At 64.9% G+C, this 25,872-nt stretch carries 22 protein-coding genes and 2 pseudogenes; 12 read left to right on the forward strand and 12 right to left on the reverse strand.

Translation table 11 applies throughout. The features are described 5' to 3' along the window. The gene (locus ACQR1D_RS01375; protein ID WP_315800881.1) at positions 1 to 840 is read right to left on the reverse strand and encodes a pyruvate, water dikinase regulatory protein; all 840 of its coding nucleotides are present in this window, start codon (positions 838 to 840) and stop codon (positions 1 to 3) included. Positions 841 to 1,255: 415 nt separating this feature from the next. On the opposite strand from ACQR1D_RS01375, the gene hemJ reads away from it, so the two are divergent. The 7 genes from hemJ (at position 1,256) to ACQR1D_RS01410 (ending at position 9,403) form a co-directional block, all read left to right on the forward strand. Beyond that, positions 1,256 to 1,678, forward strand: a complete 423-nt coding sequence (gene hemJ, locus ACQR1D_RS01380) for a protoporphyrinogen oxidase HemJ (RefSeq protein ID WP_315800882.1) — start codon at positions 1,256 to 1,258, stop codon at positions 1,676 to 1,678. A 240-nt stretch (positions 1,679 to 1,918) separates the two neighbouring features. Beyond that, positions 1,919 to 3,184: a transcription termination factor Rho gene (rho, locus tag ACQR1D_RS01385; RefSeq protein ID WP_315740414.1), complete on the forward strand. Its 1,266-nt coding sequence runs from the start codon at positions 1,919 to 1,921 to the stop codon at positions 3,182 to 3,184. A gap of 163 nt (positions 3,185 to 3,347) precedes the next feature. Then, a complete protein-coding gene (gene mnmE / locus ACQR1D_RS01390) occupies positions 3,348 to 4,685 on the forward strand; it encodes a tRNA uridine-5-carboxymethylaminomethyl(34) synthesis GTPase MnmE (protein ID WP_434838892.1) in 1,338 nt (445 codons plus the stop codon). Positions 4,686 to 4,919: 234 nt separating this feature from the next. Then, complete coding sequence (mnmG, locus tag ACQR1D_RS01395) at positions 4,920 to 6,797, forward strand: tRNA uridine-5-carboxymethylaminomethyl(34) synthesis enzyme MnmG (RefSeq protein WP_434838743.1); 1,878 nt, start codon at positions 4,920 to 4,922, stop codon at positions 6,795 to 6,797. 12 nt (positions 6,798 to 6,809) lie between these two features. Then, positions 6,810 to 7,469, forward strand: a complete 660-nt coding sequence (rsmG, locus tag ACQR1D_RS01400) for a 16S rRNA (guanine(527)-N(7))-methyltransferase RsmG (RefSeq protein ID WP_434838742.1) — start codon at positions 6,810 to 6,812, stop codon at positions 7,467 to 7,469. 34 nt (positions 7,470 to 7,503) lie between these two features. Continuing rightward, positions 7,504 to 8,355 carry a ParA family protein gene (locus tag ACQR1D_RS01405; RefSeq protein WP_315800885.1) on the forward strand — a complete coding sequence of 284 codons (852 nt, stop codon included), beginning with the start codon at positions 7,504 to 7,506 and terminating at the stop codon, positions 8,353 to 8,355. Between the two features lie 151 nt (positions 8,356 to 8,506). Further along, positions 8,507 to 9,403, forward strand: coding sequence for a ParB/RepB/Spo0J family partition protein (locus ACQR1D_RS01410; protein WP_315800886.1), 897 nt, complete (start codon positions 8,507 to 8,509; stop codon positions 9,401 to 9,403). 354 nt (positions 9,404 to 9,757) lie between these two features. Here the strand turns inward: ACQR1D_RS01410 and holA are convergent, their stop codons facing one another. The 4 genes and pseudogenes from holA to ACQR1D_RS01430 form a co-directional block, all read right to left on the reverse strand. Then, positions 9,758 to 10,786 carry a DNA polymerase III subunit delta gene (gene holA, locus ACQR1D_RS01415; protein WP_434893674.1) on the reverse strand — a complete coding sequence of 343 codons (1,029 nt, stop codon included), beginning with the start codon at positions 10,784 to 10,786 and terminating at the stop codon, positions 9,758 to 9,760. Positions 10,787 to 10,804: 18 nt separating this feature from the next. Next, positions 10,805 to 11,356, reverse strand: a complete 552-nt coding sequence (gene lptE / locus ACQR1D_RS01420; RefSeq protein ID WP_315800888.1) for an LPS assembly lipoprotein LptE — start codon at positions 11,354 to 11,356, stop codon at positions 10,805 to 10,807. After that, positions 11,343 to 12,704, reverse strand: a pseudogene (locus ACQR1D_RS01425) (class I tRNA ligase family protein); the annotation flags it as partial. The pseudogene ACQR1D_RS01425 and the gene lptE, both read right to left, overlap by 14 nt. 165 nt (positions 12,705 to 12,869) lie before the next feature. Further along, a pseudogene (locus tag ACQR1D_RS01430) lies at positions 12,870 to 14,198 on the reverse strand (class I tRNA ligase family protein); the annotation flags it as partial. A 324-nt stretch (positions 14,199 to 14,522) separates the two neighbouring features. On the opposite strand from ACQR1D_RS01430, the gene ACQR1D_RS01435 reads away from it, so the two are divergent. After that, complete coding sequence (locus tag ACQR1D_RS01435; RefSeq protein WP_315800933.1) at positions 14,523 to 15,509, forward strand: GGDEF domain-containing protein; 987 nt, start codon at positions 14,523 to 14,525, stop codon at positions 15,507 to 15,509. A 20-nt stretch (positions 15,510 to 15,529) separates the two neighbouring features. Here the strand turns inward: ACQR1D_RS01435 and ACQR1D_RS01440 are convergent, their stop codons facing one another. Next, a complete protein-coding gene (locus tag ACQR1D_RS01440; protein WP_434893673.1) occupies positions 15,530 to 17,227 on the reverse strand; it encodes a sensor domain-containing diguanylate cyclase in 1,698 nt (565 codons plus the stop codon). Positions 17,228 to 17,335: 108 nt separating this feature from the next. Here ACQR1D_RS01440 and ACQR1D_RS01445 point away from each other — a divergent pair, with 108 nt between their 5' ends. Next, positions 17,336 to 18,022 (forward strand): YggS family pyridoxal phosphate-dependent enzyme, encoded by a 687-nt coding sequence (locus tag ACQR1D_RS01445; RefSeq protein WP_315800891.1) that lies wholly within the window; start codon positions 17,336 to 17,338, stop codon positions 18,020 to 18,022. A 24-nt stretch (positions 18,023 to 18,046) separates the two neighbouring features. On the opposite strand, the gene ACQR1D_RS01450 is transcribed toward ACQR1D_RS01445, so the two are convergent. Continuing rightward, complete coding sequence (locus tag ACQR1D_RS01450) at positions 18,047 to 18,832, reverse strand: 2-keto-4-pentenoate hydratase (protein ID WP_316183025.1); 786 nt, start codon at positions 18,830 to 18,832, stop codon at positions 18,047 to 18,049. Positions 18,833 to 18,851: 19 nt separating this feature from the next. After that, positions 18,852 to 19,373, reverse strand: a complete 522-nt coding sequence (locus tag ACQR1D_RS01455; protein ID WP_434846110.1) for a L,D-transpeptidase family protein — start codon at positions 19,371 to 19,373, stop codon at positions 18,852 to 18,854. A gap of 274 nt (positions 19,374 to 19,647) precedes the next feature. On the opposite strand from ACQR1D_RS01455, the gene ACQR1D_RS01460 reads away from it, so the two are divergent. After that, positions 19,648 to 20,334 carry a response regulator transcription factor gene (locus ACQR1D_RS01460; protein ID WP_315716813.1) on the forward strand — a complete coding sequence of 229 codons (687 nt, stop codon included), beginning with the start codon at positions 19,648 to 19,650 and terminating at the stop codon, positions 20,332 to 20,334. A gap of 66 nt (positions 20,335 to 20,400) precedes the next feature. Next, positions 20,401 to 20,844, forward strand: coding sequence for a cyclic nucleotide-binding domain-containing protein (locus tag ACQR1D_RS01465; protein WP_315716814.1), 444 nt, complete (start codon positions 20,401 to 20,403; stop codon positions 20,842 to 20,844). Between the two features lie 226 nt (positions 20,845 to 21,070). Here ACQR1D_RS01465 and ACQR1D_RS01470 read toward each other — a convergent pair whose 3' ends face one another. The 4 genes from ACQR1D_RS01470 to rsmI all read right to left on the reverse strand — a co-directional run bounded on the left by ACQR1D_RS01470 (position 21,071) and on the right by rsmI (position 24,333). Beyond that, the gene (locus ACQR1D_RS01470; protein ID WP_315805600.1) at positions 21,071 to 21,886 is read right to left on the reverse strand and encodes an exodeoxyribonuclease III; all 816 of its coding nucleotides are present in this window, start codon (positions 21,884 to 21,886) and stop codon (positions 21,071 to 21,073) included. Between the two features lie 115 nt (positions 21,887 to 22,001). Beyond that, on the reverse strand, positions 22,002 to 22,943 hold the full coding sequence (gene gshB / locus ACQR1D_RS01475) for a glutathione synthase (RefSeq protein WP_315805601.1): 942 nt from the start codon (positions 22,941 to 22,943) through the stop codon (positions 22,002 to 22,004). 33 nt (positions 22,944 to 22,976) lie between these two features. After that, complete coding sequence (locus tag ACQR1D_RS01480; protein ID WP_315805602.1) at positions 22,977 to 23,387, reverse strand: YraN family protein; 411 nt, start codon at positions 23,385 to 23,387, stop codon at positions 22,977 to 22,979. Next, on the reverse strand, positions 23,374 to 24,333 hold the full coding sequence (rsmI, locus tag ACQR1D_RS01485; RefSeq protein WP_434838739.1) for a 16S rRNA (cytidine(1402)-2'-O)-methyltransferase: 960 nt from the start codon (positions 24,331 to 24,333) through the stop codon (positions 23,374 to 23,376). Before rsmI ends, ACQR1D_RS01480 begins: the two co-directional genes overlap by 14 nt. 304 nt (positions 24,334 to 24,637) lie before the next feature. Between rsmI and ACQR1D_RS01490 the strand changes: the two genes are divergently transcribed. Further along, positions 24,638 to 25,846 carry a penicillin-binding protein activator gene (locus tag ACQR1D_RS01490; protein WP_316183022.1) on the forward strand — a complete coding sequence of 403 codons (1,209 nt, stop codon included), beginning with the start codon at positions 24,638 to 24,640 and terminating at the stop codon, positions 25,844 to 25,846. Positions 25,847 to 25,872: the final 26 nt, after the last annotated feature.

A 25,872-nucleotide genomic window follows, 5' to 3' on the forward strand; every position in this document is an offset into this window, starting at 1 on the left:
CTAGTCCGGAAGCCGCTGCCGCTGCCGGTCGGTATAGAGTTTCAGGATCGCGGCGGCCGTCTCCTCGATCGAGCGCCGCGTCACGTCGAGCATGACCCAGTTGAACTTCGCACTGAGCTTGCGTGCATAGGCGACCTCGTCCGTCACCGACTGCTTGTCGACATAGTTCTCATTGCCGGATTCCGCACCCATGCTGAGCAGGCGATTCTGCCGCACCTGGATCAGCCGCTCCGGGGTCGCATGCAGGCTGACGACCAGCGGTTTCTTCAATGTCTCGAGCTGGTGCGGGATTGGAATGCCCGGGACCAGCGGCACGTTGGCTGTGCGCACGCCGCGGTTGGCGAGATAGATCGAGGTCGGAGTCTTCGAGGTCCGGCTGACGCCCACCAGCACCACCTCGGCGTCTTCGAGGCCGTCGACCATTTGCCCGTCATCGTGGAGCATCGTGTAGTTCAGCGCATCGATGCGGGCGAAATATTCGGCATTGAGCACGTGCTGCGCACCGACGCGGCCGGCGGTCGACGCGCCGAGATAGGCCTCGAACAGCTGCATCACCGGACCGATGATCGACAGGCTCGGAATGTTGATCTGCTGGCACTTGCCTTCGAGCCGGCTGACCAGGTCCTTCTCGAGCAGGGTGAACAGCACGATGCCCGGCGCTTCCTCGATCTCGTCGAGCACGCGGTCGAGCTGCTTCTGGCTCCGCACCAGCGGGTACACGTGCTCGACCGGGGTCACGTTGGTGTATTGCGCGGCGACTGCTCGCGCGACCGTGATCAGGGTTTCGCCCGTCGAGTCGGAAACCAGATGCAGGTGAAAATAGTTGCCGGTGCTGGGCATCAAATCCTTAACGATCTGTGAATCCCTGTGAAGGATGGGACCAAAAAGCAGCCGCCGACCGCGCCCCTTTGGATAACCCCGATTCTTCTGCACATGGTCGCCGTCCGGGACAACGCCAAGCCGCAGGCCGATGATATCGGGACGACGTTCGTTTGTCTCTGGATAAGCTGTCGACGGATTTCGGCAAGCGTTTGAATCGCATTGAACTCTGGAGCGATCCGGCGGGCGCGGCTCGCATGTTGAGGAATGTGAACAAGCTGCGGGCAAACTGCGGATGACATTTCATGAGTCCAATCCACCGCTACCTAGACTCAAACCTTAAGATTCTAAAATTATTTGGTTTGGAGGGGACTGAGCGAGCGGATATGTCTCAGCACGCAAGCTTATCGCTGCCTGAGAGGACCGCGCGTTTCCGATGTATGAGTGGATCAAGGCCCTTCACGTCATCGCTGTCATCGCGTGGATGGCCGGCATGCTGTATCTGCCGCGGCTGTTCGTCTATCATTGCGAGGCCGAGATCGGCTCGAAGCAGTCCGAGACGTTCAAGGTTATGGAGCGGCGCCTGCTGAAGGCGATCATCAATCCGGCGATCACCGTGACTTGGCTTGCCGGACTCTATCTGGTCTGGGCCGGCCACTGGTATACCAGCGGTTGGTTTCATGCAAAATTTCTCCTGGTGCTGATCATGTCGGGAGTCCACGGACTGTTCACCCGCTGGGTCAGGGAATTCGGCGCCGACAAGAACACCCGGAGCCAGAAATTCTACCGCTATGTCAATGAGGTACCGACGGTGCTGATGATCGGCATCGTGATTCTCGTGATCGTCAAGCCGTTCTGACCGTTTCCCAGGGAATACCGCTCCGCTGCAGATGCCTTGCAGACGACGGCGCGATTTTCTATATTATGGATATCCCACCCCACGCAGGCGGATGTGGTTGCGTTCCGGCTTGACCGGCCGCCGCATCAGGTCTGGTGCCTCATCGGCGCCAACCTTGCTCAGACCTGCGGACCTCATTTTCGTCCGCCTTCCCACAGCCACCTCGCATCCCTCCCAAGTCGCTTCCACAGGACCACCCCAATGCGGGAAATCAAACTACAGGACCTCAAGTCAAAGACGCCGGCCGAGCTCGTCTCCTTCGCGGAGGAAAACGGGGTCGAGAACGCCAGCACGATGCGCAAGCAGGAGCTGATGTTCGCCATCCTCAAGCAGCTCGCCATCCAGGAAATCGACATCATCGGCGAGGGTGTCGTCGAGGTTCTTTCTGACGGTTTCGGCTTCCTCCGCTCGCCCGATGCCAACTACCTGCCCGGTCCGGACGACATCTATGTCTCGCCGTCGCAGATCCGCCGCTTCGGCCTGCGCACCGGTGACACGATCGAGGGCCACATCCGCAGCCCGAAAGAAGGCGAGCGCTATTTCGCGCTGCTCAAGGTCAACACGCTGAACTTCGAGGATCCCGAAAAGTCCAAGCACAAGGTCAATTTCGACAACCTCACGCCGCTGTTTCCGGACGAGCGCTTCCGGCTCGAGCTGGAGGATCCGACCCGCAAGGATCTGTCGCCGCGTGTCATCGACATCGTCGCTCCAATCGGCAAGGGCCAGCGCGCACTGATCGTTGCGCCGCCGCGCACCGGCAAGACCGTGCTGATGCAGAACATCGCGCACTCGATCACGGCCAATCATCCCGAGTGCTACTTGATCGTACTGCTGATCGACGAGCGCCCCGAGGAAGTCACGGACATGCAGCGCTCGGTGAAGGGCGAGGTCGTGTCCTCGACCTTCGACGAGCCGGCGGCCCGTCACGTCCAGGTCGCGGAGATGGTGATCGAGAAGGCCAAGCGCCTGGTCGAACACGGCCGCGACGTCGTCATCCTCCTGGACTCGATCACCCGCCTCGGCCGCGCCTACAACACTGTCGTGCCGTCATCCGGCAAGGTGCTGACCGGCGGTGTCGATGCCAACGCGCTGCAGCGGCCGAAACGCTTCTTCGGCGCCGCGCGCAACATCGAGGAAGGTGGCTCGCTGACGATCATCGCTACTGCGCTGGTCGACACCGGCAGCCGCATGGACGAGGTCATCTTCGAAGAGTTCAAGGGCACCGGTAACTCCGAACTCATCCTCGACCGCAAGGTCGCGGACAAGCGAACCTTCCCGGCGATAGACATCGCCCGGTCCGGCACCCGCAAGGAAGAGCTCATCACCGAGCCGCAGAACCTCAAGAAGATGTACGTCCTCCGCCGCATCCTCAATCCGATGGGCACCATGGACGCGATCGACTTCCTGCTCGACAAGCTCCGCAGCACCAAGAGCAATGCCGAGTTCTTCGAATCCATGAATACCTGATTGGACCACGGTCTCGATCTGGACGGGGGCGCTCTTCGGAGCGCCCTTTTTGTTTGCGGGACTGTATCAGGCGCGGGCGCCACCGCTCGTCGGCGGCATCCGACGTAAAGCATGCCGCTGCAAACCGATTGTGTTTCGCTGCCGGCAAGCCCAACTGAGGATGATGCATCCTCACGATCAGACCATCTTTGCATTGTCCTCGGGACGGCTGCCGAGCGCGATTGCGATTGTCAGACTCTCTGGCTCACATGCGGGATCTGCCCTTCGGCTGCTGGCGGGAAGATTGCCGGTGCCGAGGACTGCAACACGCGCCTTGTTGCGCGATGGCGGTGGCGAAGCGATCGACGATGCCGTCGTGCTGTGGTTTCCCGGACCCGCAAGCGCCACCGGCGAGGATGTCGCCGAGCTGCACGTCCATGGCAGCCGGGCCGTCATCGCGGCGGTGTTCTCGCTCCTCTCGACGATGCCGCAGATGCGCCCTGCGGAGCCGGGCGAGTTCACGCGGCGCGCGTTCGAGAATGGCAAGATCGATCTGACCGAAGCCGAGGGGCTCGACGATCTCATTCACGCCGACACCGATCGCCAGCGGCGCCAGGCGTTGCGGCAGTTGAAGGGCCTGCTGGGCGATAAGGCGCGGAGCTGGCGTGAGCAGATCATCGAAGCTGCGGCGCTGATCGAAGCCGGGATCGACTTTGCCGATGAAGGCGACGTTCCGGCTGAGCTGATGGCGCCGGCGCTGTGCCGGATCGAACAGCTCCTGGCGGAGATCGAGACCGTGTTGACGGCGCAGGGCCGGTCGGAGCGGCTGCGCGACGGTCTGACGGTCGTGATCGCCGGACCTCCGAACGCCGGCAAGTCGACATTGATGAACCAACTGGCCCGGCGTGAGGTGGCGATCGTCTCGCCCCATGCCGGCACCACGCGCGACGTCATCGAGGTTCAGCTCGATCTCCAGGGCTATCCCGTCACGGTGATCGATACTGCGGGGATCCGGGAGACGGACGATCCCGTGGAGCAGGAGGGCGTGCGGCGGGCCCGCGATCGGGCGGCGCAGGCCGATCTCGTGCTGTGGCTGTCCGAGGATGATCAGGCGGAGGCAGAGCGTCGAACCGGGGTGCCTGTCTGGCTGGTCCGCAACAAGATCGACCTGCCGACCCCCCAGGAGAGAGCTGCGGCGTCGGTGCAAAGCGCGGATCGAGTTTTTGCGATCTCGGCGAGAACCGGAGCAGGCTTGTCCGAACTGCTGGAGGCCCTGATCGGCTTCGCTGGTGACTTCTTTGGATCGATCGAGAGTGGCCTGATCACGCGGGAGCGGCAACGAACCCTGCTCGAGGAGACCGCGGCCGCACTTCGCCAGAGCATTGCGGACGTAGATCTCGGGGAGGAGCTCGCCGCGGAGGAGCTGCGGATCGCCGCCCTCGCGCTCGGGCGCCTCTTGGGGCGGGTTGACATCGAGGATGTGCTGGACGTGATCTTTCGCGAGTTCTGTATCGGCAAGTAGCGACGGCAACGGCCTCGGCACGACAGATATACTTAATGAAGCGTTGCTTGGTTAACGGACCATCAACTGTTTCACGTGAAACAGAGGCGGAACTCTTTGCGACGTTTCACGTGAAACAAGTTCCGATCTCACAGGGGTGCTGTTTCACGTGAAACGTCCTCGCCTTGGTCATCGGCGGAATGTTTCACGTGAAACGTCTTCCGAGCGTTGTCTGCAAGCGTTAGATAAGCCCCCATGATCCAGCATCTGACATCCTACGACGTCATCGTCATCGGTGGCGGCCACGCCGGCTGTGAAGCTGCAGCGGGTGCGGCACGCATGGGCGCCCGGACCGCACTGATCACCCATCAGTTCGCGACGATCGGGGCCATGTCCTGCAATCCGGCCATCGGAGGATTGGGGAAAGGACATCTGGTTCGCGAAGTCGATGCTCTCGACGGCTTGATGGGCCGCGTCGCCGATGCGGGCGGCATCCAGTTTCGGGTTCTGAACCGCCGGAAGGGACCCGCCGTTCGAGGTCCGCGCGCCCAGGCCGATCGCAAGCTTTATGCCGCAGCAATGCAGTCGGCGATCCGGGAGACCGCGAACCTTTCTGTGACCGAAGGCGAGGCGGACGAACTGATCGTCACGGACGGCCGGGTCACGGGCGTGCGGTTGGCCGACGGCCGGACCTTTGTCTGTGCTGCTGTGGTCATCACGACCGGGACGTTCCTCCGTGGTCTGATTCACCTCGGTGAGCGGACCTGGCCGGCGGGCCGGGTCGGCGAAGCCCCGGCGCTGGGACTCTCCCAGTCCCTCGAAGCCATCGGATTTCGTCTCGGCCGGCTCAAGACCGGGACCCCACCGCGTCTGGATGGATCGACGATCGACTGGACAGCAGTCGAGATGCAGCCCGGCGACGATCCGCCGGAGCCGTTCTCCGTCCTGACCGGTAAGATCACCACCCCACAGATCCAATGCGGCATCACCCGGACGACGACCGCGACCCATGAGGTGATCCGCGCCAATGTCCATCGCTCGCCGATGTACTCCGGGCAGATCAAGTCGACCGGGCCGCGCTATTGTCCCTCGGTCGAGGACAAGATCGTTCGCTTCGGTGATCGCGACGGCCACCAGATCTTCCTGGAGCCGGAAGGACTCGACGACACGACGGTCTACCCGAACGGCATCTCGACCTCGCTGCCAGAAGAGGTTCAGCTCGCGCTGCTGCCGACCATCCCGGGTCTCGAGCGGGTCCGGATGATCCGGCCCGGCTATGCGATCGAGTATGACCACGTCGATCCGCGTGAGCTCGAGCCGACCCTGCAGACCAGGCGGATGAAGGGTCTATTCCTGGCCGGTCAGATCAACGGCACGACCGGGTATGAGGAGGCCGCGGCTCAAGGTCTGGTCGCCGGCCTCAATGCGGCGCTGGCCGCAGGCGGCGGCGCGCCGGTCGTGTTTGATCGCGCCGACGGTTATCTCGGGGTGATGATCGATGACCTGGTCACGCGAGGGATCACCGAGCCGTATCGGATGTTCACCTCGCGCGCCGAGTATCGGCTGACGTTGCGGGCGGACAATGCGGACCAGCGGCTGACCGACAAGGGCATCGCACTCGGCTGTGTCGGCAATGAGCGTGCGTGTTTCCATCGAAGCAAGATGGATGCGTTGGAGGCTGCCCGTTCGCTGGCGAGGTCGCTGACGATCACGCCCAACGAGGCGGCTAAGCATGGCCTCACGCTCAACAAGGATGGCCAGCGCCGCTCGGCCTTCGAGCTGATGGCCTATCCGGAGATCGGCTTCTCCGAGGTGAGGGTGATCTGGCCGGAGCTCGGCGCGATCGATGCCGCCATTGCCGCGCATCTCGAGATCGATGCCAAATATGATGTCTATGTCCGCCGCCAAAGCGACGACGTCGATGCCTTCCGGCGCGACGAGGGATTGGTGCTCGGCGACATCGACTATGCGCTCGTTCCGGGTCTTTCCAATGAGGCGCGGGCGAAGCTGGCGGCTGCCAGGCCGTGGACTATCGGGCAGGCGGGCCGGATCGACGGCATGACGCCGGCGGCGCTCGGAATTCTCGCGGCCTATCTTCGCCGCGAAGCGCGTCGCAGCAAGGCCGCGGGCTGAAGGGCGTTTCACGTGAAACAGGCAGTGGCGTCCAAGGTGATCGAATCCGACAAGGCGGCTGCGCTCGCCTTGACGCCCGTTTCACGTGAAACGGAGCAGCGCCTCGATCGCTATGTCCCCCTGCTGCTGGAGTGGCAGGCCAAGACGAATCTCGTCGCGCCCTCGACCTTGCCGCATCTCTGGACCCGGCACATTTCGGATTCGCTGCAGCTTCTCGATCTCGCGCCCGACGCCCGGATCTGGGTCGATCTCGGCAGCGGCGGCGGGTTTCCGGGCGTCGTCCTCGCCTGCGCGCTGGCCGAGCGGCCCGGCGCCCAGGTCCATCTGGTCGAGCGCATCGCCAAGAAGGCGGCGTTCTTGCGCGAAGCAATTCGCGTCACCGGCGCTCCGGGGATCGTGCATTTGTCAGAGATCGGGGATATCGTGGAGAAGTGGAGTGGGCGAGTCGATTGCGTGACCGCACGCGCGCTGGCTCCGCTACACCAACTCATCGGCTTTGCGGAGCCCCTGGTGAAAAAAGGCGCGAAAGCGCTGTTTCTCAAGGGTCAAGATGTAGAAGCGGAATTGACCGAATCTACTAAGTATTGGAAAATTGAGCCGAAACTTCATTCCAGCCGGACGGGCGGGCAGGGCTGGATCGTCGCAATCGATTGCATCGAGCGACAGAGCTGAATTCCGTCAAGACGACAACCAATGGCGATCGCGCATGGCCGTAATTGATCAGATTTATCAAGAAGATAGGGCTCCTCACCCGGAGGGGCATCCGCGCATCCTGGCGCTCGCCAACCAGAAGGGCGGGGTTGGCAAGACCACGACCGCGATCAATCTCGGCACGGCGCTGGCCGCGATCGGCGAGCGCGTGCTGATCGTCGACCTCGATCCGCAGGGCAATGCCTCGACCGGGCTCGGCATCGACCGTGGCAGCCGCAACTGCTCGACCTATGACGTGCTGATCGGCGAGGCCTCGCTGCGCGACGCCGTCGTTGCGACAGCCGTGCCACGGCTGCACATCGCCTCCTCGACGATGGACCTGTCGGGTCTGGAGCTCGAGCTCGGCTCCAGCGCCAACCGCGCCTTCCGTCTGCGCGACGCGATCGCCGGTCTCAACAACAACGTCTCGCCGGAGAACGACTACACCTACGTGCTGGTCGATTGCCCGCCGTCGCTGAACCTGCTGACCGTCAATGCGATGGCCGCGTCGGATGCGATCCTGGTGCCGCTGCAGTGCGAGTTCTTCGCGCTCGAAGGTCTGTCGCAATTGCTGCAGACCGTGGAGCAGGTGCGCTCGACCCTGAACCCGAACCTGTCGATCCACGGCATCGTGCTGACGATGTTCGACTCGCGCAACAACCTGTCGAACCAGGTGGTGGCCGACGTCCGTCAGTTCATGGGATCGAAGGTCTACAACACGATGATCCCGCGCAACGTGCGCATCTCGGAAGCACCGTCCTACGGCAAGCCGGTGCTGGTCTACGATTTGAAGTGCGTCGGCAGCGAGGCCTATCTGAAGCTCGCCACCGAGGTCATTCAGCGCGAGCGTGACCTGCGCACGAACTGACCTTGCCTCTGCTCCGGGCACCTCGTCGCCCGGATCTCATTTGAGGACGGCAGCGGATCCGGTCAGGATCCGCTCCCTCGTTCATTGTGCCGGCGGGACTGATCGGCAGCAGACGCAAGCGGAGCGTGACGTGAATCCAAAGGAGAAGGCGATGGCCGACGAGTCGCGATCGCGATTGGGCCGGGGTCTTGCAAGTCTGATCGGTGACGTCGGCCGCGAGGCCGGCGCGCCGCCGGAGCGGCCGCGCAATCAGCGCAAGGTGCCGATCGAGTTTCTCAAGCCCAATCCGCGCAACCCGCGCAAGACGTTTTCCGACGGCGAGCTCGCCGAGCTCTCGGCCTCGATCAAGCAGCACGGCGTGATCCAGCCGATCGTGGTGCGTCCGGTGAAGGGCCAGCACGACCGCTACGAGATCATCGCCGGCGAGCGGCGCTGGCGCGCCTCGCAGGCCGCCGGCCTGCACGAGGTGCCGATCGTTCCGGTCGATGTCAGCGACAGCGACGCGCTGGAGCTCGCGATCATCGAGAACGTGCAGCGTGAGGATCTCAACCCGATGGAGGAGGCGCAGGGCTATCACGCGCTCGCCAACGAGTTCAAACGCAACCAGGAAGACATCGCCAAGATCGTCGGCAAGAGCCGCAGCCACGTCGCCAACATGATGCGGCTGACCAAGCTGCCGGCCGAGGTGCAGGGCTTCATCGCGACCGGGCAGATCTCGGCCGGTCATGCGCGCGCGCTGATCAACCTGCCGGATCCGATGTCGGCGGCGAAGAAGATCATCGCGGAAGGATTGAACGTCCGGCAGACCGAGGCGCTCGCGCATGAAGAGGGCGTGCCGGAGCGCAAGCCGCAGAAGCCGCGCAGCGCTGGAGGCAGCGCGACGGCGGAGAAGAAGGACGCCGACACCATCGCGCTGGAGAAGCGCGTCGGCGATGCGCTCGGCCTTTCCGTGTCGATCAGCCACCGCGATCCCGGCGGCACGGTGCAGATCACCTATCGCAGCCTGGAGCAGCTCGACGAGGTGATGCGTCGGTTGGAGCAGGGTTAGATGTGAGTTGGCGGCGCTTACTGCGCCGCGGTCTCTCATGAGTTCGTTGCCCCGAACTCACATTCGTCAAGCACGAGCATGACGAGCTACTAATGAGTGACGAGAGTGGCCTGCATGTGTCCTCGTCGCGTCTGCCTCTGCTGATCTCGGCTCTCTCCTCCGTCATTCCGGGGCGCGCGAAGCGCGAACCCGGAATCCATTTTACGGCAGATGACGCAGCCCGATGGATTCCGGGTTCGCCGCGCTGCCGCGCGTCGCCCCGGAATGACGCCGGAAATTGGAGCGCGGTCGCTGGCCAATTTGGGGTGTGCGCTTCGTCACCGCCGCCGCCTCAGCCGACGTTACGTAGACGCGTCACCCCTTCCGCCGTGCCGCGACCGCGATCGACAACAATGTCCGCTGCGCGATCGCCGCTGCGAGCCCCGGCTGCTTGCGCATGTCGAGCGCGGCCGTCGCCAGCTGGTCGATGATCGGCAGCAGCCGGGCAGGGGAGAAATTGCGCAGTGCGACTTCCGCGCTCGGCTTGCGCGAGAAGTGCAGCCGGGGGAAGCCGCCTTCGAGGATGGACGAGACCGGCGTGCCGGAAGCGACGGCGAGCGCCGATTTGTGCAGCCATGCCGCATGTCGCTGCGCAGCGGAGATGATGACGCCGGGATAGCTGCCGGCGATCATCGCCTTGCCGAACTCGGTCTCGACAATTTCGGGCTTGCCGCCGAAGGCGCCGTCGACGATCGGGTCGAGCTTCATCTCCGAGGCGTCCGCGACCACGGCCATCACGTGGTCGAGCGTCACCTCGCCTTCGCCATGGGCGAACAGGGTCAGCTTGCGCAGCTCGTTGCGCGAGGCCTGGCGGTCGCCCCCGAGCAGCGCCATCAGATAGGCGCGAGCGTCGGGCGCGATGCGCAGGGCCGCGATGCGCAATTCGTCGTCGATCAGCTTGGCGAGATCGCGCTCGGTGTCCGGGTAGCAGCCGATCGCGACCGCCGTTCTGGCCTTCTCGCAGATCTTGCGCAGTGGCGAATCGGGGCGGATGTCGCCGGCCTCGATCACGATGCGGCAATCCCGCACGTTCATCTCGCTGAGCGTCTCGACGCCGCTGGCGAAATTGCGCGACCCGGCGCGGACTCGGATGGCTCGCCGGCCGCCGAACAGCGGCACGGTCATGGCTTCGTCGACGAGGCGCGACGGCTCCGCGGCGAGTTCGTCACCATCGAGCCTGACCACGGAGAACGGATCATCGGGGTTGTCGACGGCCGAAGCGATAAGCGCCTCGGCGCGTTCGCGAACCAGGCCCGTATCAGGTCCGTACAACAGGATCAGCGGACGCGCGGCGTCCGGTTTGGCCAGGAAGGCATCGATGTCTCGTCCGCGCAGCGCGACCACGGCGATGTCAGCCGTGCGTCAGGTGCCCGCGGTGAAATAGGCCGCGAGCCGGGTCTTGATCTTCTCGGCGACCTCCTCGGAGGCGCGATCCTCGGCGTCACGGAAGGCGCGCTGCCGGGCGAAGCGCTGGTACGAGCCGGGGATGTCGTAGGAGGTGCGCGCGAAGGTCGTTCCGGTCATGACCGACTTGTTGGTCGCCAGCTCGACCAGATTGTACTGCACGTCGAGGCCGACATTTTCGGTGGTCGGCAGGCCGGTGGTCTGCGAGACGATCAGCGAGGACCGGCTGGTCTGCAATCGCAGCACCAGCTTGTGGGTCGGCGCCGTGCCGGTTGCGGTGCCGTACAGCTTGAAGGCGAGCGCGTTGCGGATGCCGACGCCGATGCGCGCCTCGGGCGAGGCGTTCGGCTTGTCGACCGGCGGCAGCTCGATGCCGGCAAGCTTTTCACGCAGGCCGGGCGTGCCGTCGGTATGTTCCGCATACATCGGCTGGAAGCAGCCTGCCGTCAGCGCGGCCAAAGCGGCCACGGCAACAAGCCGAGCAGCGATCCGAAACCTAGCCGACGACATTCACGATCCTCTTGGGAACAATGATCACCTTGCGGACGGGTTTGCCATCCAGCGCCAGTTTTACTGCATCGAGGGCCAAAACGGCAGCCTCAATTTCCGGATTCTGCGCGTTGCTGGCGACTGTGACTTCTCCGCGCTTCTTGCCGTTGACCTGGACGACCAGGCTCATGCTGTCCTCAACCAGCAAATCTCGTTCGATTTGCGGCCAGGACGCCTCCGAGATCAGCCCAGTGTGGCCCAGCAACTGCCAGCATTCCTCGGCCAGATGCGGCATCATCGGCGAGAAAAGCTGCACCAGGATCCCCGCAGCCTCGCGAATCGCCCAGGCCAGGTCGGGGGCCGGCTTGGCCGGCCGCGCCAGGACGTCGGCCAGCGCGTTGGCGAATTCGCGGATATGCGCCAGGCAGACGTTGAAGTGCAGCCGCTCGATGCCGCCGGTCACCTTGTCGAGGGCGCCGTGGGCCGCCTTGCGTAGCGCCAGCGCGTCGGCGCCGAAGGCGGCGGGACGGGGGGAGGGGGTTTCGGCGGAAGCCGCGACCGATTCGTTGACCAGCCGCCACAGACGCTGGACGAAGCGCGCCGCGCCCTGCACCCGCTCGTCGCTCCAGATCACGTCGCGGTCCGGCGGCGAGTCCGACAGCATGAACCAGCGCGCGACGTCGGCGCCGTAGCTCTCGATGATGTCGTCGGGGTCGACCGTGTTCTTCTTCGACTTCGACATCTTCTCGATCGGGCCGATCGTGATGTCCTCGCCGGTCGCGCTCAGCACCGCGCGGCGGCCATTGCCGCCAACCTCGATCTTGACCTCGGCCGGGTTCACGTAAGTGCCGTCGGCCTTCTGGTAGGTCTCGTGCACCACCATGCCCTGCGTGAACATGCCGGCGAACGGCTCGTCCATGGCGACGTGCCCGGTGGCCTTCATCGCGCGGGTGAAGAAGCGGCTGTAGAGCAGATGCAGGATCGCGTGCTCGACGCCGCCGATATACTGGTCGACCGGCATCATCCGGTTGGCCACCGCCGGCGTGGTCGGCGAGGTCTCGTTCCACGGATCGGTGAAGCGCGCGAAGTACCAGGACGAGTCGACGAAGGTGTCCATGGTATCGGTTTCGCGCGTCGCCTTGCCCCCGCATGTCGGGCAGGTGACGTGCTTCCAGGTCGGATGATGGTCGAGCGCATTGCCCGGCTTGTCGAAGCTGACATCATCCGGCAGCACCACCGGCAGGTCCTTCGCCGGCACCGGCACCACGTCGCATTTGGCGCAGTGGATCACCGGGATCGGGCAGCCCCAGTAGCGCTGCCGGGAGATGCCCCAGTCGCGCAGGCGGAAATTGACCTCGCGCTTTCCGACGTAAATGGGCGTTGCGAACCGCAACACTTCGCTATCGCCGAACTGATCCTCACGGCCTACGACAAACCGCTTCAAATTTGGCATCCAGTGACCGGGCTCTAGACCCCACTGAAACCGCTTGTCGAAGCTACGTGGAACATCGAATGGCGGGACTAGTTTGCCGTCAGTAGCATTAGTGACCACTGGCGTTACTAGCGCTTCGGGCGTCTCTTCGGTCCCTTTTGGGAGATCGAGGCGATATCCCCAAACCGTATTCTCAAGACGACTGGCAACTTCGTTCTTTGCTGCGGCTACAGTCATTCCGTTCAAGAAATCGGAGTTAATCATCCGACCTTCGCCATCATACGCGGTGTCAGTCACCACAAAGGTCGCGGGATCTTGGCCTTCAGGGCAGACCACCGGCGTGTTGCCGAGATTGTATTTATTCGCGAGATCTAGGTCGCGCTGGTCATGCGCCGGACAGCCGAAGATGGCGCCGGTGCCGTATTCCATCAGCACGAAGTTGGCGACGTAGACAGGTATCTCCCAGCTTGGATCGAACGGATGTACCGCTCTGATTCCGGTGTCGAAGCCCAGCTTTTCGCCAGTGTCGATCTCGGCCTGAGCTGTTCCCCGTCTCATGGCCCGAGCGCAAAACTCGGCCAGTTCTTCATTCTTGCTGGCGGCGGCTAACGCAACCGTATGGTCCGGCGCGAGCGCCAGGAACTTGGCGCCGAAAAGAGTGTCCGGTCGCGTCGTAAATACCTCTATCTCCTGCTCTCCCTGCGGAGCCGTCTCCGACGTCAGTCTAAATTTTACCCTCAAGCCCTCGGAGCGGCCGATCCAGTTCCGCTGCATCAGCCGGACCTTGTCGGGCCAGCGGTCGAGACCATCGAGCGCGTCCAGCAGCTCCTGCGAGTACTTCGTGATCTTGAACACCCACTGGTTCATCTCACGCTGTTCGACCACCGCACCGGACCGCCAGCCGCGACCGTCGATGACCTGCTCGTTGGCGAGCACGGTCATGTCGACCGGATCCCAGTTCACCTTGCGCTGCTCGCGCTCCACCAGCCCGGCTTGCATGAAATCGAGGAACATCTTCTGCTGGTGCTTGTAGTAGGACGGATCGCAGGTCGCGAATTCGCGCGCCCAGTCGAGCGACAGGCCGATCGAGCGCAGCTGCTTCTTCATCGCGGCGATGTTGTCGTAGGTCCATGCCTTCGGCGCGACCTTGCGCTCGATCGCGGCGTTCTCCGCCGGCAGGCCGAACGCGTCCCAGCCCATCGGATGCAGCACGTTGAAGCCCTTGGCGCGCATGAAGCGCGCCAGCACGTCGCCGAGCGTATAATTACGGACATGGCCGATATGGATGCGTCCCGACGGATAGGGAAACATCTCGAGTACGTAGTATTTCGGACGCGGATCGTCGTTCCTGGTGGCGAAGATCGCCTTCTCGTCCCACTGGCGCTGCCAGCGCGGCTCGGCTTCACGGGCGTTGTAGCGTTCGGATGTCATGGAATCGCTTATAATTTTCGAGGATTCGCGTCGTTTGAAGACGGCGGACTAGGCCACAAAAGCGGCAGCCCGGTCAATGGGGCGACAGATGATGATACCATTTTGGGCATCCGCTAAGCGACGGTAATCGCGAGTTTTTTTGCAGCCTCCGCCGGCTGTGTCGAAGGTCCGATTGAGGCACGGTTAAGACTTGAATGGGAGACTGAGTGCATACATCCAGGCATCAGCCCGCATCTGGGATCACTCCACATCGTGTCCGGCGCTACGTTCGACGAGCTTGACTTCGAGTACGCGACGACGGTCGCGGAAAAGGCCATGAAATCCATGGCTCAACAGCGCGTGCCACCGACGCCTAACAACTTCCATCTGTGGTTCAAGTACTCACTGGGCTCGGCGTCGGATCTCAAGCGCGCCGTCGACATCCTGGTCAGCAACAAGCGCAAGTTCGACAAGACCACCAACCAGGCGCTGTTCGACACCTATATCGGCCAGCAGGGTACGGAAGCGGCTGTCGTCCACAAAGTCTCGCAGCAGTTGCATGGCGTGATGGACTCCGCCAAGCAGTATCTGACGGCCGCGATCGCCGACAACCGCACGCACATGGCGGCGATCGATGGCGTCGCCGAACGCAGCGAGCAGGGTGTCGATCCGAAGATCCTGATCGAGAACCTGGTCAGTGAGCTCGCCCAGGCAACCGCGCGTGCGGCGAAACTCGAAGCGAGCTTTGCCGAGAAGTCACGCGAGCTCGACACCATCCGGGACTCGCTCAACAAGTCGGAGCAGCGCGCCCGCACCGACACGCTGACTGGATTGCCGAACCGGCGCGCGCTCGAAGAGTTCTTCCGCCATGCACAGGTCGAGGCGATGGAACGCGACGAACCGCTCAGCATTCTCCTGATCGACGTCGACCACTTCAAGAAGTTCAACGACAATTACGGCCATGGCGTCGGCGATCAGGTGCTGCGCCTCGTCGCCAAGGCATTGCGCGAGCGCGTCCGCGACAAGGATCTTCCGGCGCGCTACGGCGGCGAGGAACTGATCGCGGTGCTGCCGCAGACCGACCTCGAAGGTTGCACCGTCATCGCTGAGCGCATCCGGCGCACCATCGCCGACTGTCAGTTCACGCGGCGCTCGACCGGCGAGGTGCTGCCGCAGATCACGGTGTCGATCGGCGTCGGCCAGTTCCAGTTCGGCGAATCGATGGCTGATCTGATCGACCGTTGCGACCGCTCGCTGTATCTCGCCAAGAAGCTCGGCCGAAACCGCGTGGTCACCGAGCTCGAGCTCGACCGGAAGCTCGCGGTCGGCTGATCGCTGGCCGCGGCGCAGCCCTATCCGGCGCGTGCCACGCCGCTCCTGTCATCCGCGACATCCGCGAAGCCATGCGCGATGACCGTGTTGCGGCCGCGATGCTTGGCCGCATAGAGCGCGGCATCGGCGGCTTCGATCAGGTCGGAGGGCATCAGCGACTCGTTCGGCCGGGTCGAGGCGACACCGACGCTCACGGTGACGCATCGATGCGCCGACGTCGCGTGCGGCAGCTCGAGCTCCAGCACCGTGGCGCGCACCTGCTCGCCGACCGCGAGCGCCTCTCTCGCACCCATGCCCGGCAGCAACAGGCAGAACTCCTCACCACCATAGCGGCCGGCGAAAGCCGTCATTGCACCGGCGATCTGCGACAGCGTCTCGCCGAGACGTGACAGGCAGGCGTCGCCCTCAGGGTGCCCATAGGTGTCGTTGTAGAGCTTGAAGTGGTCGACGTCGATCATCAGCAGCGACAGCTCGGTGCCGGCCTGCTGCGCGCGGCTCCATTCGACGTCGATGCGGTTCTGGAAGCCGCGGCGGTTGGCGAGGCCCGAGAGCATGTCGATCGACGCCATCACCGTCAGCCGGTCATTGGCGGCGACCAGCTCGCGCTCGCGCTGGCCGAGTTTGGCGGCCATCGCATTGAAGGACTTTGCCAGCGGAACGAACTCCGACGGCAGATGCTTGGTGGTGACGCGCGCCGACCAGTGGCCGTGGCCGAAGCGCTTGGCGGTCGCGGCGAGCATGCTGACGGGCTTCACGATCAGCTTCTCGGCGGCGATCAGCGCGCCGAGCAGCACGATCAGGCAGACGAGGCCAGCCTGCAGATAGGCATTGCGGATCTCGCGGTCGATGGCGGCGGTGACGCGCGTCTCATCGATGCTGACGATCAGCCGCGAGCCGGTGTCGGCGATCCGGGTGAAGGTGATCGCGCGCTTGGAGCCATCCGCCGCCGTGAAACTCATCGTCTCGGACGGCTTGCCCGAGCTCAGCGCGGTCTCGGCAACGGCCGACAACAACGGCACGCTGTCGAGCGGCCGGCCGATCAGCTCGGTGCGGTCGGCGGGCGTCGCCAGCACGGTTCCCTCGCTGTCGATCAGCACCGCCGTGATGCCGGGACGGCCGCCAAGATTGCTCATGATCTTGGACATCCATTCCAGGTTCACGCTCGCCAGCATCACCGCGTCCGGCTCGCCGGTGATGGCGCCGACCGGATAGGCGGCCATGACGATCGGCACGTGCGACGGTTTCGACAGCAGGTAGTCGCTGAACACGAAATCACGTGATTCCTGGGCGCCACGGAAATATGGCCGGTCGCTGAAATCGAGCCCGACATATTGGTTGTTGGTCGAACACTGGATGCGGCCGTCGCGGCCGGCGATCATCAGGGTGCGGATCCACGGCAGGGTCGCCGGCAGGCTGGCGCGCATCATGTCGCAGCTGCGGCTCACGCCGGTGCTCGACGCCCGGACATAGGCCGTCGATTTCAGCACCGTCTCCACCGACATGATGACCTCGCGCTGCATGTCGGCGCTCTGCCGGGCGAGGCTGGAGAATTCCTCCGATGCGAGCGCGATCTGCCTTGTCCTGGCGCCTTCCAGCGAGCGCGCACGTTCCAGCATCAGCGGCGCCACCAGGATCAGGGCGAGCAACGCCAGCCGGGCGCGGATCCCCATCAGCCGGTTCAGCTTCACTCTATTGCGATTGAACCGGATGCTTGGCATTTCTTCCCCCTACCCCCGGCCGTGGAGGGTAAGGAGAAGGGCTCAAGAACCTTTTCTCGAACTGCGTAAAATTGCAGCCAAACCCGTAATCTACCGACGGACGCCATCGTGCCTGATGAATCGAACGCCTCAACCTCGTCCTCGCCGTCCGCGCTCGCCGCCGTCGAGCAGGAGATTCTGCGGGCCTGCCGCGACGCCAAACGTGATCGCGGCTCGGTCACGCTGATCGCTGTGTCGAAGACCTTCGATGCCGACGCGATCGAGCCGGTGATCGCGGCCGGACAGCGCGTGTTCGGTGAAAATCGCGTTCAGGAAGCCAAAGCCAAATGGCCGCCGCTGATGGCCGCGCATCCGGGACTCGCGCTGCACCTGATCGGGCCGCTGCAATCCAACAAGGCCAAGGAGGCGGTGGCGCTGTTCGACGCCATCCATTCGGTGGACCGGCCGAGCCTGTGCGTGGCGCTTGCCAAGGAGATTTCCGCCCAGGGCCGGCATCCGCAACTGTTCATCCAGATCAACACCGGCGAGGAGCCGCAGAAGGCGGGCATCGCGCCCGGCGACGCCGACGCCTTCATCGCCGCCTGCCGCACGGATTACGGGCTCACGATTTCAGGGCTGATGTGCATTCCGCCGGTCGACGAAGCACCCGGGCCGCATTTCGCGCTGACCGCCAAGATCGCCGCCCGCAACGGCCTCGCGCATCTGTCGATGGGCATGAGCGCCGATTTCGCCATCGCCATCCAGTTTGGCGCCACACATGTCCGTGTCGGCTCGGCGATCTTCGGGCATCGCTGAAGAGGGCGCGGTCGCGGCAGGTCCCTACTCGAACCGCACCGATACCTGCCCCAGATCGCCGAAATCGGCCTCCATGTGGTCGTCGCTGTCGATCGGCAGCGGCGGATGACAGGTGCCGGTCGTGATCACCTGCCCTGCTCGCGCGGGCACGCCGAGCGCGCTGAGCTCGTTGACCAGCCAGGCCAGCGCGATCAGGGGATCACCGAGCACGTTGCGGCCGTGGCCGATGAAGGTCTCGCCACGCAGCGTGATCCGCGGCCGCTCCGCGATCAGGTCGCGGCTGCGCCAGTCGGCGGTGCTGGCCTCGCCCAGCACGAACAGATGCGCGCAGGCATTGTCGGCGATCAGTTGCGCCTCGCCGGCACTGACGAAGTCGGCGAACCGCGAATCGGGAATTTCGATCGCGGGGTGCAGCGTGTCGACCGCGGCCAGCACCTCCGCGACATTATAGGGTGTCGGCCGGGGCGGCAGATCGCGTCCGAGGCGGAAGGCGAATTCCGGCTCGGCGACCCGCATCGCGTTGCCGGCCATCGACGCGGTGCCGCCGACCGGCAGCACCGTTTCGGCCAGGATTCGCCCGGCCATCGGACCGGCGACATTGATATGGCGCTGGCCGGCCTCGCTGGTCGCCGCAATCTTCCAGCCAAATAGCGGCTTGGGCGAGTGGCGCTCGAGCTCGGCCTGGACCGCATAGCCCTCTGCGCGGTCGCGTGGACGCAGCTCCGGCGGCAGCGCCGCCAGCTTCCGGCCTTCGCTCCAATGCTGGCGCAGGATGCCCGAGGCGCTGGCTGGCTGATCCGGTGCGCGCATGACGTCGTCCTCCCTTACATTATTGGATGACGATCCTGGTGCGCGGGCCGATCCTTTGCAACAGACGCAGCATCGCCGGTCGGGTCATGGCCACGCAGCCTGCGGTCGGGCCGAAATTCGGCCGCGCCAGATGCAGGAACACGGCGCTGCCGCGGCCCGCGATCCGCGGTCGCGCGTTGTGATCGATCTCGATGATGAAGTCGTAGAGATGGTCCTGGCGCGCCAGCCGGTCCCCGGGCCGGTCGCCGCGCAGCCGGATCGCCCGATTGTAGTGCCGGTCGGCCGGGTCCTCGCACCAGGCGTCCTCCGGACCGATCCCTCGGATCGGAAGAAAGGTCCGCGGACGCGGATGACGATCGGCCCGCCACCACAGCTGCCGGGGCCGGAAGGTCCCCCGGGGGGTGCCACCATCGCCCTCGCGCTTGTTGGCCAGGACGCCGCCGCGGCCGAGCGCCACCGGGATGACATGGCCCCAGACATGGAGCCAGCCGCGCTGCCGCGACCCGGCTTTGGCGCGAATCGAGATCCGCGATGCTGGCATGCCAGGCTTCACCTTCGATAACGACATGAAACAACGTGCCTTTTCATTGCCACGGATTGCCCGGTAATTGCCTTAATGTCGGCAAATGGTCCGGCGCGAGGGTCGAACAGGACAATCATCTCAATCCCTGCTCAATTCTGGAGTAGAGTCCCGGGCGCTTGTGAATCGGTAACAGCCCCCTACTTCAAGACGGAACAGGGCTGATGAGCCTGTTTGCCCACCGTTGACGGCGCCACCCATCCGATCCCGCCGGCGCCACCTAGAGGATTGTACAATGGCCAATGCCCGCAAGATCCTGATCGTGGATGACGACACCGATCTGCGCGATGCCCTGATGGAGCAGCTCTCGCTGCATGACGAGTTCGAAGCCCAGGCCGTCGATACCGGCGCCAAAGGCGCCACCGCCGCAAAGGCCAATTCACCCGACCTGGTTCTGATGGATGTCGGCCTGCCCGACACCGATGGCCGCGAAGTGGTGCGGTCCCTGCGCAAGGGCGGCTTCAAGGCGCCGATCATCATGCTGACCGGGCACGATACCGATTCCGATACGATTCTCGGGCTCGAATCCGGCGCCAATGACTATGTCGCCAAGCCGTTCCGCTTCGCCGTGCTGCTGGCCCGCATCCGGGCCCAGCTTCGCCAGCACGAGGCCAGCGAGGACGCGGTGTTCTCGGTCGGCCCCTACAGCTTCCGGCCGGGCTCGAAGATGCTGACCGGCGCCAATGCCCGCAAGGTCCGCCTGACGGAGAAGGAAACGGCGATCCTGCGCTTCCTGTACCGCGCCGGCCAGCAGCCGGTGTCGCGCGAGACCCTGCTCCAGGAGGTGTGGGGCTACAATTCCGGCGTCACCACCCACACCTTGGAAACGCACATTTACCGTCTGCGGCAGAAGATCGAGAAAGATGCCGCGAATCCGGAGATTCTGGTGACGGAGGCCGGTGGCTACAAGTTGGTACCGTGATAGGTTCGGGGATGGCGGTTTCGCCATTTATGATATTGGTTCCATTCTGCCTTCCCCGGGCCCTTGATGTCGATCGAAGACGATATTGCGCTATTGGAGCGCGTCCCAACATTGCGCCTGCTGGGAAGCGACTCACTTCGCATGATCGCCATCGGCTCCGAGCAGCGTAACATCCAGAGCGGCGAGACCCTGTTCCGCGAGGGCGACACGGCCGATTGCGGCTATGTCGTCCAGCGCGGGTCATTGCGCATCAGCGACGAGGTCGGTGCCGAGATCGTCGCGACGCCGACCATGCTGATCGGCGAGCTGGCGCTGCTGGTCGAGATGCGGCGTCCGGCGACCGCGACGGCCCTGGAATATTCGACCGTCGTGCGGATCTCGCGCAGCCTGTTTCAGCGTGTGCTGGAGAGCGACGCCAAGGCTGCGCGCCGGCTGCGCGACGAGTTCGCCCACCGCGCCAGCCGAATCGCCAACGACATCATGGCGGCCGGGGCCAAGCTGACGTCGTGACGGGGCTGGCGGCCGCCCGAGGTCTACGCGGACCTCTTGCCGATGCAGCACGATCGTCTCGCTTGAGTTTGGCTCCTTCCCCGCCGTCATGGCCGGGCTCGTCCCGGCCATCCACGTCGTCCGGCGTGCTAAGAACGGCGTGGATGCCCGGGACAAGCCCGGGCATGACGATGTGGGGACAGGCGAATGACAAACTCGGCACTGACGGGTCTGTCTGGTCGCGCCGTCAAACGTCCAGCGTCACCGTGACCGGCACGTGATCCGACGGCCGCTCCCAGCTGCGGGCGTCGCGCAGGATCCTGAAGTCGCTGACCCGGTCCTTCAAGGCGCGTGACACCCAGATGTGGTCGAGCCTTCGGCCGCGATCACCCACGGTCCAGTCGGCGGCGCGGTAGCTCCACCACGTGTAGACCTTCTCCGACATCGGGATGCGTTCGCGGGCGACGTCGACCCATTCGCCATGGGTCTGCGCCGCCAGCAGCTTCTCGCATTCGATCGGAGTGTGCGACACCACCTTCAGGAGCTGCTTGTGCGACCAGACGTCGTGCTCATGCGGCGCGACGTTGAGGTCGCCGACCAGGATATGCCGGTCGTCGCCGCGCGGATGCAGCGGCTCGCACGCCTTCAGTTCGTCGAGGAATTGCAGCTTGTGCTCGAATTTGGGATTGAGCGCGGGATCGGGAATGTCGCCGCCGGCCGGCACATAGAAATTATGCAGCACCAGCGGCTGCGCGAGCTGCGCCTTCTCGCCGAATGCCACGGTGATGTGGCGCGAGTCCACCTTGTCGCAGAAGGTGCGGACGTTGGTCTCCTCGAACGGCCATTTCGAGATCACGGCGACGCCGTGATAGCCCTTCTGCCCGTTCAGTGCGACGTGCTCATAGCCGAGCCGCTTGAAGCGCTTCAGCGGGAAAGCGTCGTCGATGCACTTGGTCTCCTGCAGGCACAGGACATCGGGCCTGACCTGCTTGATGAGCTTGGCGACAAGGTCGATGCGCAGGCGCACCGAGTTGATGTTCCAGGTGGTCAGGACGAGACGCATGAGAATGGCGTCATAGCATGAATTGCGCCGATGTCAGCGATTCCGCCTCGCCTCTGACGCATCGGACTGATCGCGTTGGTTGGCCTTATCCCCAGCGAAGTGGGACGGCGCTTGATCAGCGCCGTTTGCTCTCGATGACGTCCCATACGCGGGCCGCGATGTCGGGTCCGCCGAGCCGCGAGATCGCGCGGATGCCGGTCGGCGAGGTCACGTTGATCTCGGTGAGGTTGCCGTCGATGACGTCGATGCCGACCAGCAATAGCCCGCGCGCGCGCAACTCCGGACCCAGCGTATCGCAGATCTCGCGCTCGCGGGCGCTGAGATCGGTGGCCTGCGCGGCGCCGCCGCGCACCATGTTGGAGCGCAGATCGTCGGCCGCCGGCACGCGGTTGACGGCGCCGGCGAACTCGCCGTCGACCAGGATGATGCGCTTGTCGCCATGCTTCACCTCGGGGAGAAAGCGCTGGATCACCCAGGGCTCCTTGAACGTCACCGAGAACATGTCGAACAGCGAGCCGAAATTCATGTCCTGCGGCATGACGCGGAACACCGCCGCGCCGCCATGGCCATGCAGCGGCTTCATCACCACGGCGCCGTGCTGATCGCGGAAGGCGTTGATCTCGTCGAGGTCGCGCGAAATCAAAGTCGGCGGCATCAGTTGCGGGAAGTTCATCACGAACAGCTTTTCCGGCGCGTTGCGCACGCTCGCGGGATCATTGACCACCAGCGTCTTCGGATGGATGCGCTCGAGGAAATGCGTCGAGGTGATGTAGGCGAGATCGAACGGCGGATCCTGGCGCAGGAGCACGACGTCGAACGAGGTCAGCGCGGTCGGCTTCGGTTCGCCGAGCGTGAAGTGGTCGCCGACCTGGTCGCGCACCGTCAGCGCCTGCACCGGCGCATACAGCTCCTCGCCGCGCAGCGACAGCTTGTCCGGCGTGTAATAGCACAGGCCATGGCCGCGCCTCTGCGCTTCGAGGAGCATCGCGAAGGTGGAGTCGCCGCGGATGTTGATGCGCGCGATGGGGTCCATCTGGACGGCGACGTTCAGTTTCATGGGCAGGTCCCTGCTCTCTGCAATCAGTTCATGTCAGGTGCTGGCGTCGAACGCCGCTACCAGATGGCGCGGCAGGCTGCGCGGCGCAACCAGAATCGCGTCGAAGCGCAGCTCCAATTCGGCATGGTCGGGATGCGCCATCAGCCACGCCTGCGTGGCATTGATGATGCGCTGCTGCTGGCGCGGCGTCACCGCATAGGCGGCATCGTCGAGCGAGGCGCGCGCCTTGACCTCGACGAACGCCACGAGGCCGCGCTTGCGCGCGATGATGTCGATCTCGCCATGCGGCGTGCGGAAGCGCTTGGCGAGGATGCGATAGCCCTTGGCGATCAGCAGCGCTGCCGCGCGGGCCTCCGCCGATAGTCCGGTGCGAAAGGCGGCGACGCGCTCCGGCGCAGCCGTCTTGGCCGGCTTGTCGGCGGACGCGCGCTCAGTCTTCGCCATCGGCCGACCCTGACCGCGCGTCCTTCGCCAGCTCGAGCGCGCGCGCATAGACTTCGCGGCGCGGCCGGCCGGAGAGCTCGACCGCATGCATGACGGCATCCTTGACGCTCGATCGCTGCAGCAGATCCTTCAGTACGGCATCGAGCGCGTCCGGCGTCAGCACCCCGGCGCCGCGCGGCGGCGGACCGATCACCAGCACGAATTCGCCGCGGGTTTCGAGATCGCGAGCCGCTGCAGCGAGATCGCCGATGGCGCCGCGCAGCACCTCCTCGTGCAGCTTGGTGAGCTCGCGGCAGATCGCGGCCTGGCGTTCCGCCATGGCCTCGGCGAGATCGGCCAGCGTCTCCTGAACCCGGCTGCCGGCCTCGAACAGCACCAGCGTCGCGTCGATGCGCGCGAGCTCGGCCAGCCGCGCGCGCCGCGCCTGCTGCCTGGCCGGCAGGAAACCCTCGAAGAAGAAGCGGTCGGTCGGCAGCGCCGCGACGCTGAGCGCCGCGAGCACGGCGGACGGGCCCGGCAGCGCGGTGACGTCATGCCCGGCCTCGCACGCCTCGCGCACCAGCTTGTAGCCGGGATCGGAGATCAGCGGCGTGCCGGCGTCGGACACCAGCGCGATGGCCGTGCCTTCGGCGAGGCGCTGCAGAATCCTGGGCCTGACGGCTTCGGCATTGTGCTCATGATAGGCTGCGAGTTCCGCGCTGAGGCCGTAGCGCTCGGTCAGGCGCCGCGTGATTCGCGTGTCCTCGCACAAGATGAGATCGGCGCCGGCCAGGGTTTCCAGCGCGCGCAGTGTGATGTCGCCGAGATTGCCGATCGGCGTCGCCACCAAGTGCAATCCAGGCCGCGCCTTGGGCGCGGCAACGATCTGCCCCGCCACCAGATAGGTCGGCGTGGTGGAAGATTTGCCGTCGTCCGGCGACGTCTTGGGGATTGCCTTCGCGCCCATCGAGGTAATTTAAAGGGCCTGCCGCGGGATTGCCACAGGGGAACAGCCGCGCGGCGATTTGAAGTTCCGGGATCGGCATCGCCGCGTCGCCATTCATCGCCGATTCAAGTCCGAAACGGCACATCGATGGGGGTGTGGACGAGCAGGGGATAGGCCGTGCAAAACGTCGAATTGATCGGCGGTGTGGCGCTGACAGCCTTTTGTTTTGCTTAACTATTCGTCGACAATATGAGTGAATCGGCACGGCCTTGCGGACGTGCGTTTGGGGAACTTCTGGCCGGTCTCGGCCGAACGAAGAGATGCCATGGTGGGCCCGCGTCATCCCAACTCTCTCGGTCCGGGACCCCATGGGGTCGCCCGGCGAACGGCGCTGGGCCTGATCGTCGGCGCGCCGCTGCTGTCGGCGTGCTCCAACGTGCAGCAGGGCTTCAACCCGTTCGAGCAGCCGACGGCGCCGGCCGGACCGCCGCAGCAGCCGGCGGTGGCCGGCAACGGCCAGGTCAAGGTCGGGCTGATTCTGCCGCTGTCGGCGTCGGGCAATGCCGGCGTCGCCGCGCAATCGATGAAGAACGCGGCCGAGATGGCGCTGGCCGAGTTTCAGAACCCCAACATCCAGCTCCTGATCAAGGATGACGCCGGCAGCCCGCAAGGCGCGCAGCAGGGCGCGCAACAGGCCTGCGACGAAGGCGCCGAGATCATCCTCGGCCCGCTGTTCGCCGGCTCGGTGCCGGCGACGGCCCAGGTGGCGCGCACGCGCAACATCTCGGTCATCGCCTTCTCGACGGATTCGAGCGTGGCGGGGCGCGGCGTCTATCTGCTCAGCTTCCTGCCGGAGTCCGATGCGAGCCGCATCGTCGAATATTCCGCCAGCGTCGGCAAACGCTCGTTCGCGGCGCTGCTGCCCGACAATGCCTATGGCACCGTCGTCGAGGGGGCGTTCAAGACTGCGGTCAGCCGCCGCGGCGGACGCATCGTGGCATTCGAGAAATATTCCGGCGACCGCACCGGGCCGGCGCGCACGGTGGCGCAGGCGCTCGGCGGCGCCGATGCGCTGCTGCTGGCCGACGACGGCGAATCGGTCGCGGCGACGGCCGATGCGCTGACCGCTGCCGGCGCCAATCTGCGCAACATCCAGCTGCTCGGCACCGGGCTGTGGGACAATCCGCGCGTCTATGCCAGCGCCAGCCTGCAGGGCGGCCTCTATGCCGCGCCGGATCCGTCCGGCTTCCGCGCTTTCGCCGGACGCTACCGGACGCGATTCGGCGGCGATCCCGTACGCACAGCGACCCTCGCCTATGATGCGGTGGCGCTCGTGGCCGCGCTGGCGCGCACCCAGGGCAACCAGCGTTTCGCGCCCGATGTCCTGACCAATGCCTCCGGCTTCGCCGGCATCGACGGCCTGTTCCGGTTCCGCAGCGACGGCACCAATGAGCGCGGGCTTGCCGTGATGCGTGTCGGTTCGGGGGGCGGACAGGCTGTCGCCGGCGCACCGAAGAGTTTCAGCGCGACTTAGATCGTCCAGCGCGGCTTGTTCGGCGG

This window comes from Bradyrhizobium sp. HKCCYLRH2047, from assembly GCF_051168175.1.
GTDB lineage: Bacteria > Pseudomonadota > Alphaproteobacteria > Rhizobiales > Xanthobacteraceae > Bradyrhizobium.

Bases quoted from the DNA above. Each gene is read 5' to 3' on its own strand.
- ACQR1D_RS01455 (WP_434846110.1), bottom strand. From the start codon at position 19,373: ATGCCAGCATCGCGGATCTCGATTCGCGCCAAAGCCGGGTCGCGGCAG.
- lptE (WP_315800888.1), bottom strand. From the start codon at position 11,356: ATGTCGTCGGCTAGGTTTCGGATCGCTGCTCGGCTTGTTGCCGTGGCC.
- ACQR1D_RS01450 (WP_316183025.1), bottom strand. From the start codon at position 18,832: ATGCGCGCACCGGATCAGCCAGCCAGCGCCTCGGGCATCCTGCGCCAG.
- ACQR1D_RS01410 (WP_315800886.1), top strand. From the start codon at position 8,507: ATGGCCGACGAGTCGCGATCGCGATTGGGCCGGGGTCTTGCAAGTCTG.
- mnmE (WP_434838892.1), top strand. From the start codon at position 3,348: ATGCATCCTCACGATCAGACCATCTTTGCATTGTCCTCGGGACGGCTG.
- ACQR1D_RS01465 (WP_315716814.1), top strand. From the start codon at position 20,401: ATGTCGATCGAAGACGATATTGCGCTATTGGAGCGCGTCCCAACATTG.
- ACQR1D_RS01435 (WP_315800933.1), top strand. From the start codon at position 14,523: ATGGCTCAACAGCGCGTGCCACCGACGCCTAACAACTTCCATCTGTGG.
- ACQR1D_RS01440 (WP_434893673.1), bottom strand. From the start codon at position 17,227: ATGCCAAGCATCCGGTTCAATCGCAATAGAGTGAAGCTGAACCGGCTG.
- ACQR1D_RS01490 (WP_316183022.1), top strand. From the start codon at position 24,638: ATGGTGGGCCCGCGTCATCCCAACTCTCTCGGTCCGGGACCCCATGGG.
- rho (WP_315740414.1), top strand. From the start codon at position 1,919: ATGCGGGAAATCAAACTACAGGACCTCAAGTCAAAGACGCCGGCCGAG.
- ACQR1D_RS01460 (WP_315716813.1), top strand. From the start codon at position 19,648: ATGGCCAATGCCCGCAAGATCCTGATCGTGGATGACGACACCGATCTG.
- ACQR1D_RS01375 (WP_315800881.1), bottom strand. From the start codon at position 840: ATGCCCAGCACCGGCAACTATTTTCACCTGCATCTGGTTTCCGACTCG.
- hemJ (WP_315800882.1), top strand. From the start codon at position 1,256: ATGTATGAGTGGATCAAGGCCCTTCACGTCATCGCTGTCATCGCGTGG.
- rsmI (WP_434838739.1), bottom strand. From the start codon at position 24,333: ATGGGCGCGAAGGCAATCCCCAAGACGTCGCCGGACGACGGCAAATCT.
- mnmG (WP_434838743.1), top strand. From the start codon at position 4,920: ATGATCCAGCATCTGACATCCTACGACGTCATCGTCATCGGTGGCGGC.
- ACQR1D_RS01480 (WP_315805602.1), bottom strand. From the start codon at position 23,387: ATGGCGAAGACTGAGCGCGCGTCCGCCGACAAGCCGGCCAAGACGGCT.
- ACQR1D_RS01470 (WP_315805600.1), bottom strand. From the start codon at position 21,886: ATGCGTCTCGTCCTGACCACCTGGAACATCAACTCGGTGCGCCTGCGC.
- gshB (WP_315805601.1), bottom strand. From the start codon at position 22,943: ATGAAACTGAACGTCGCCGTCCAGATGGACCCCATCGCGCGCATCAAC.
- ACQR1D_RS01405 (WP_315800885.1), top strand. From the start codon at position 7,504: ATGGCCGTAATTGATCAGATTTATCAAGAAGATAGGGCTCCTCACCCG.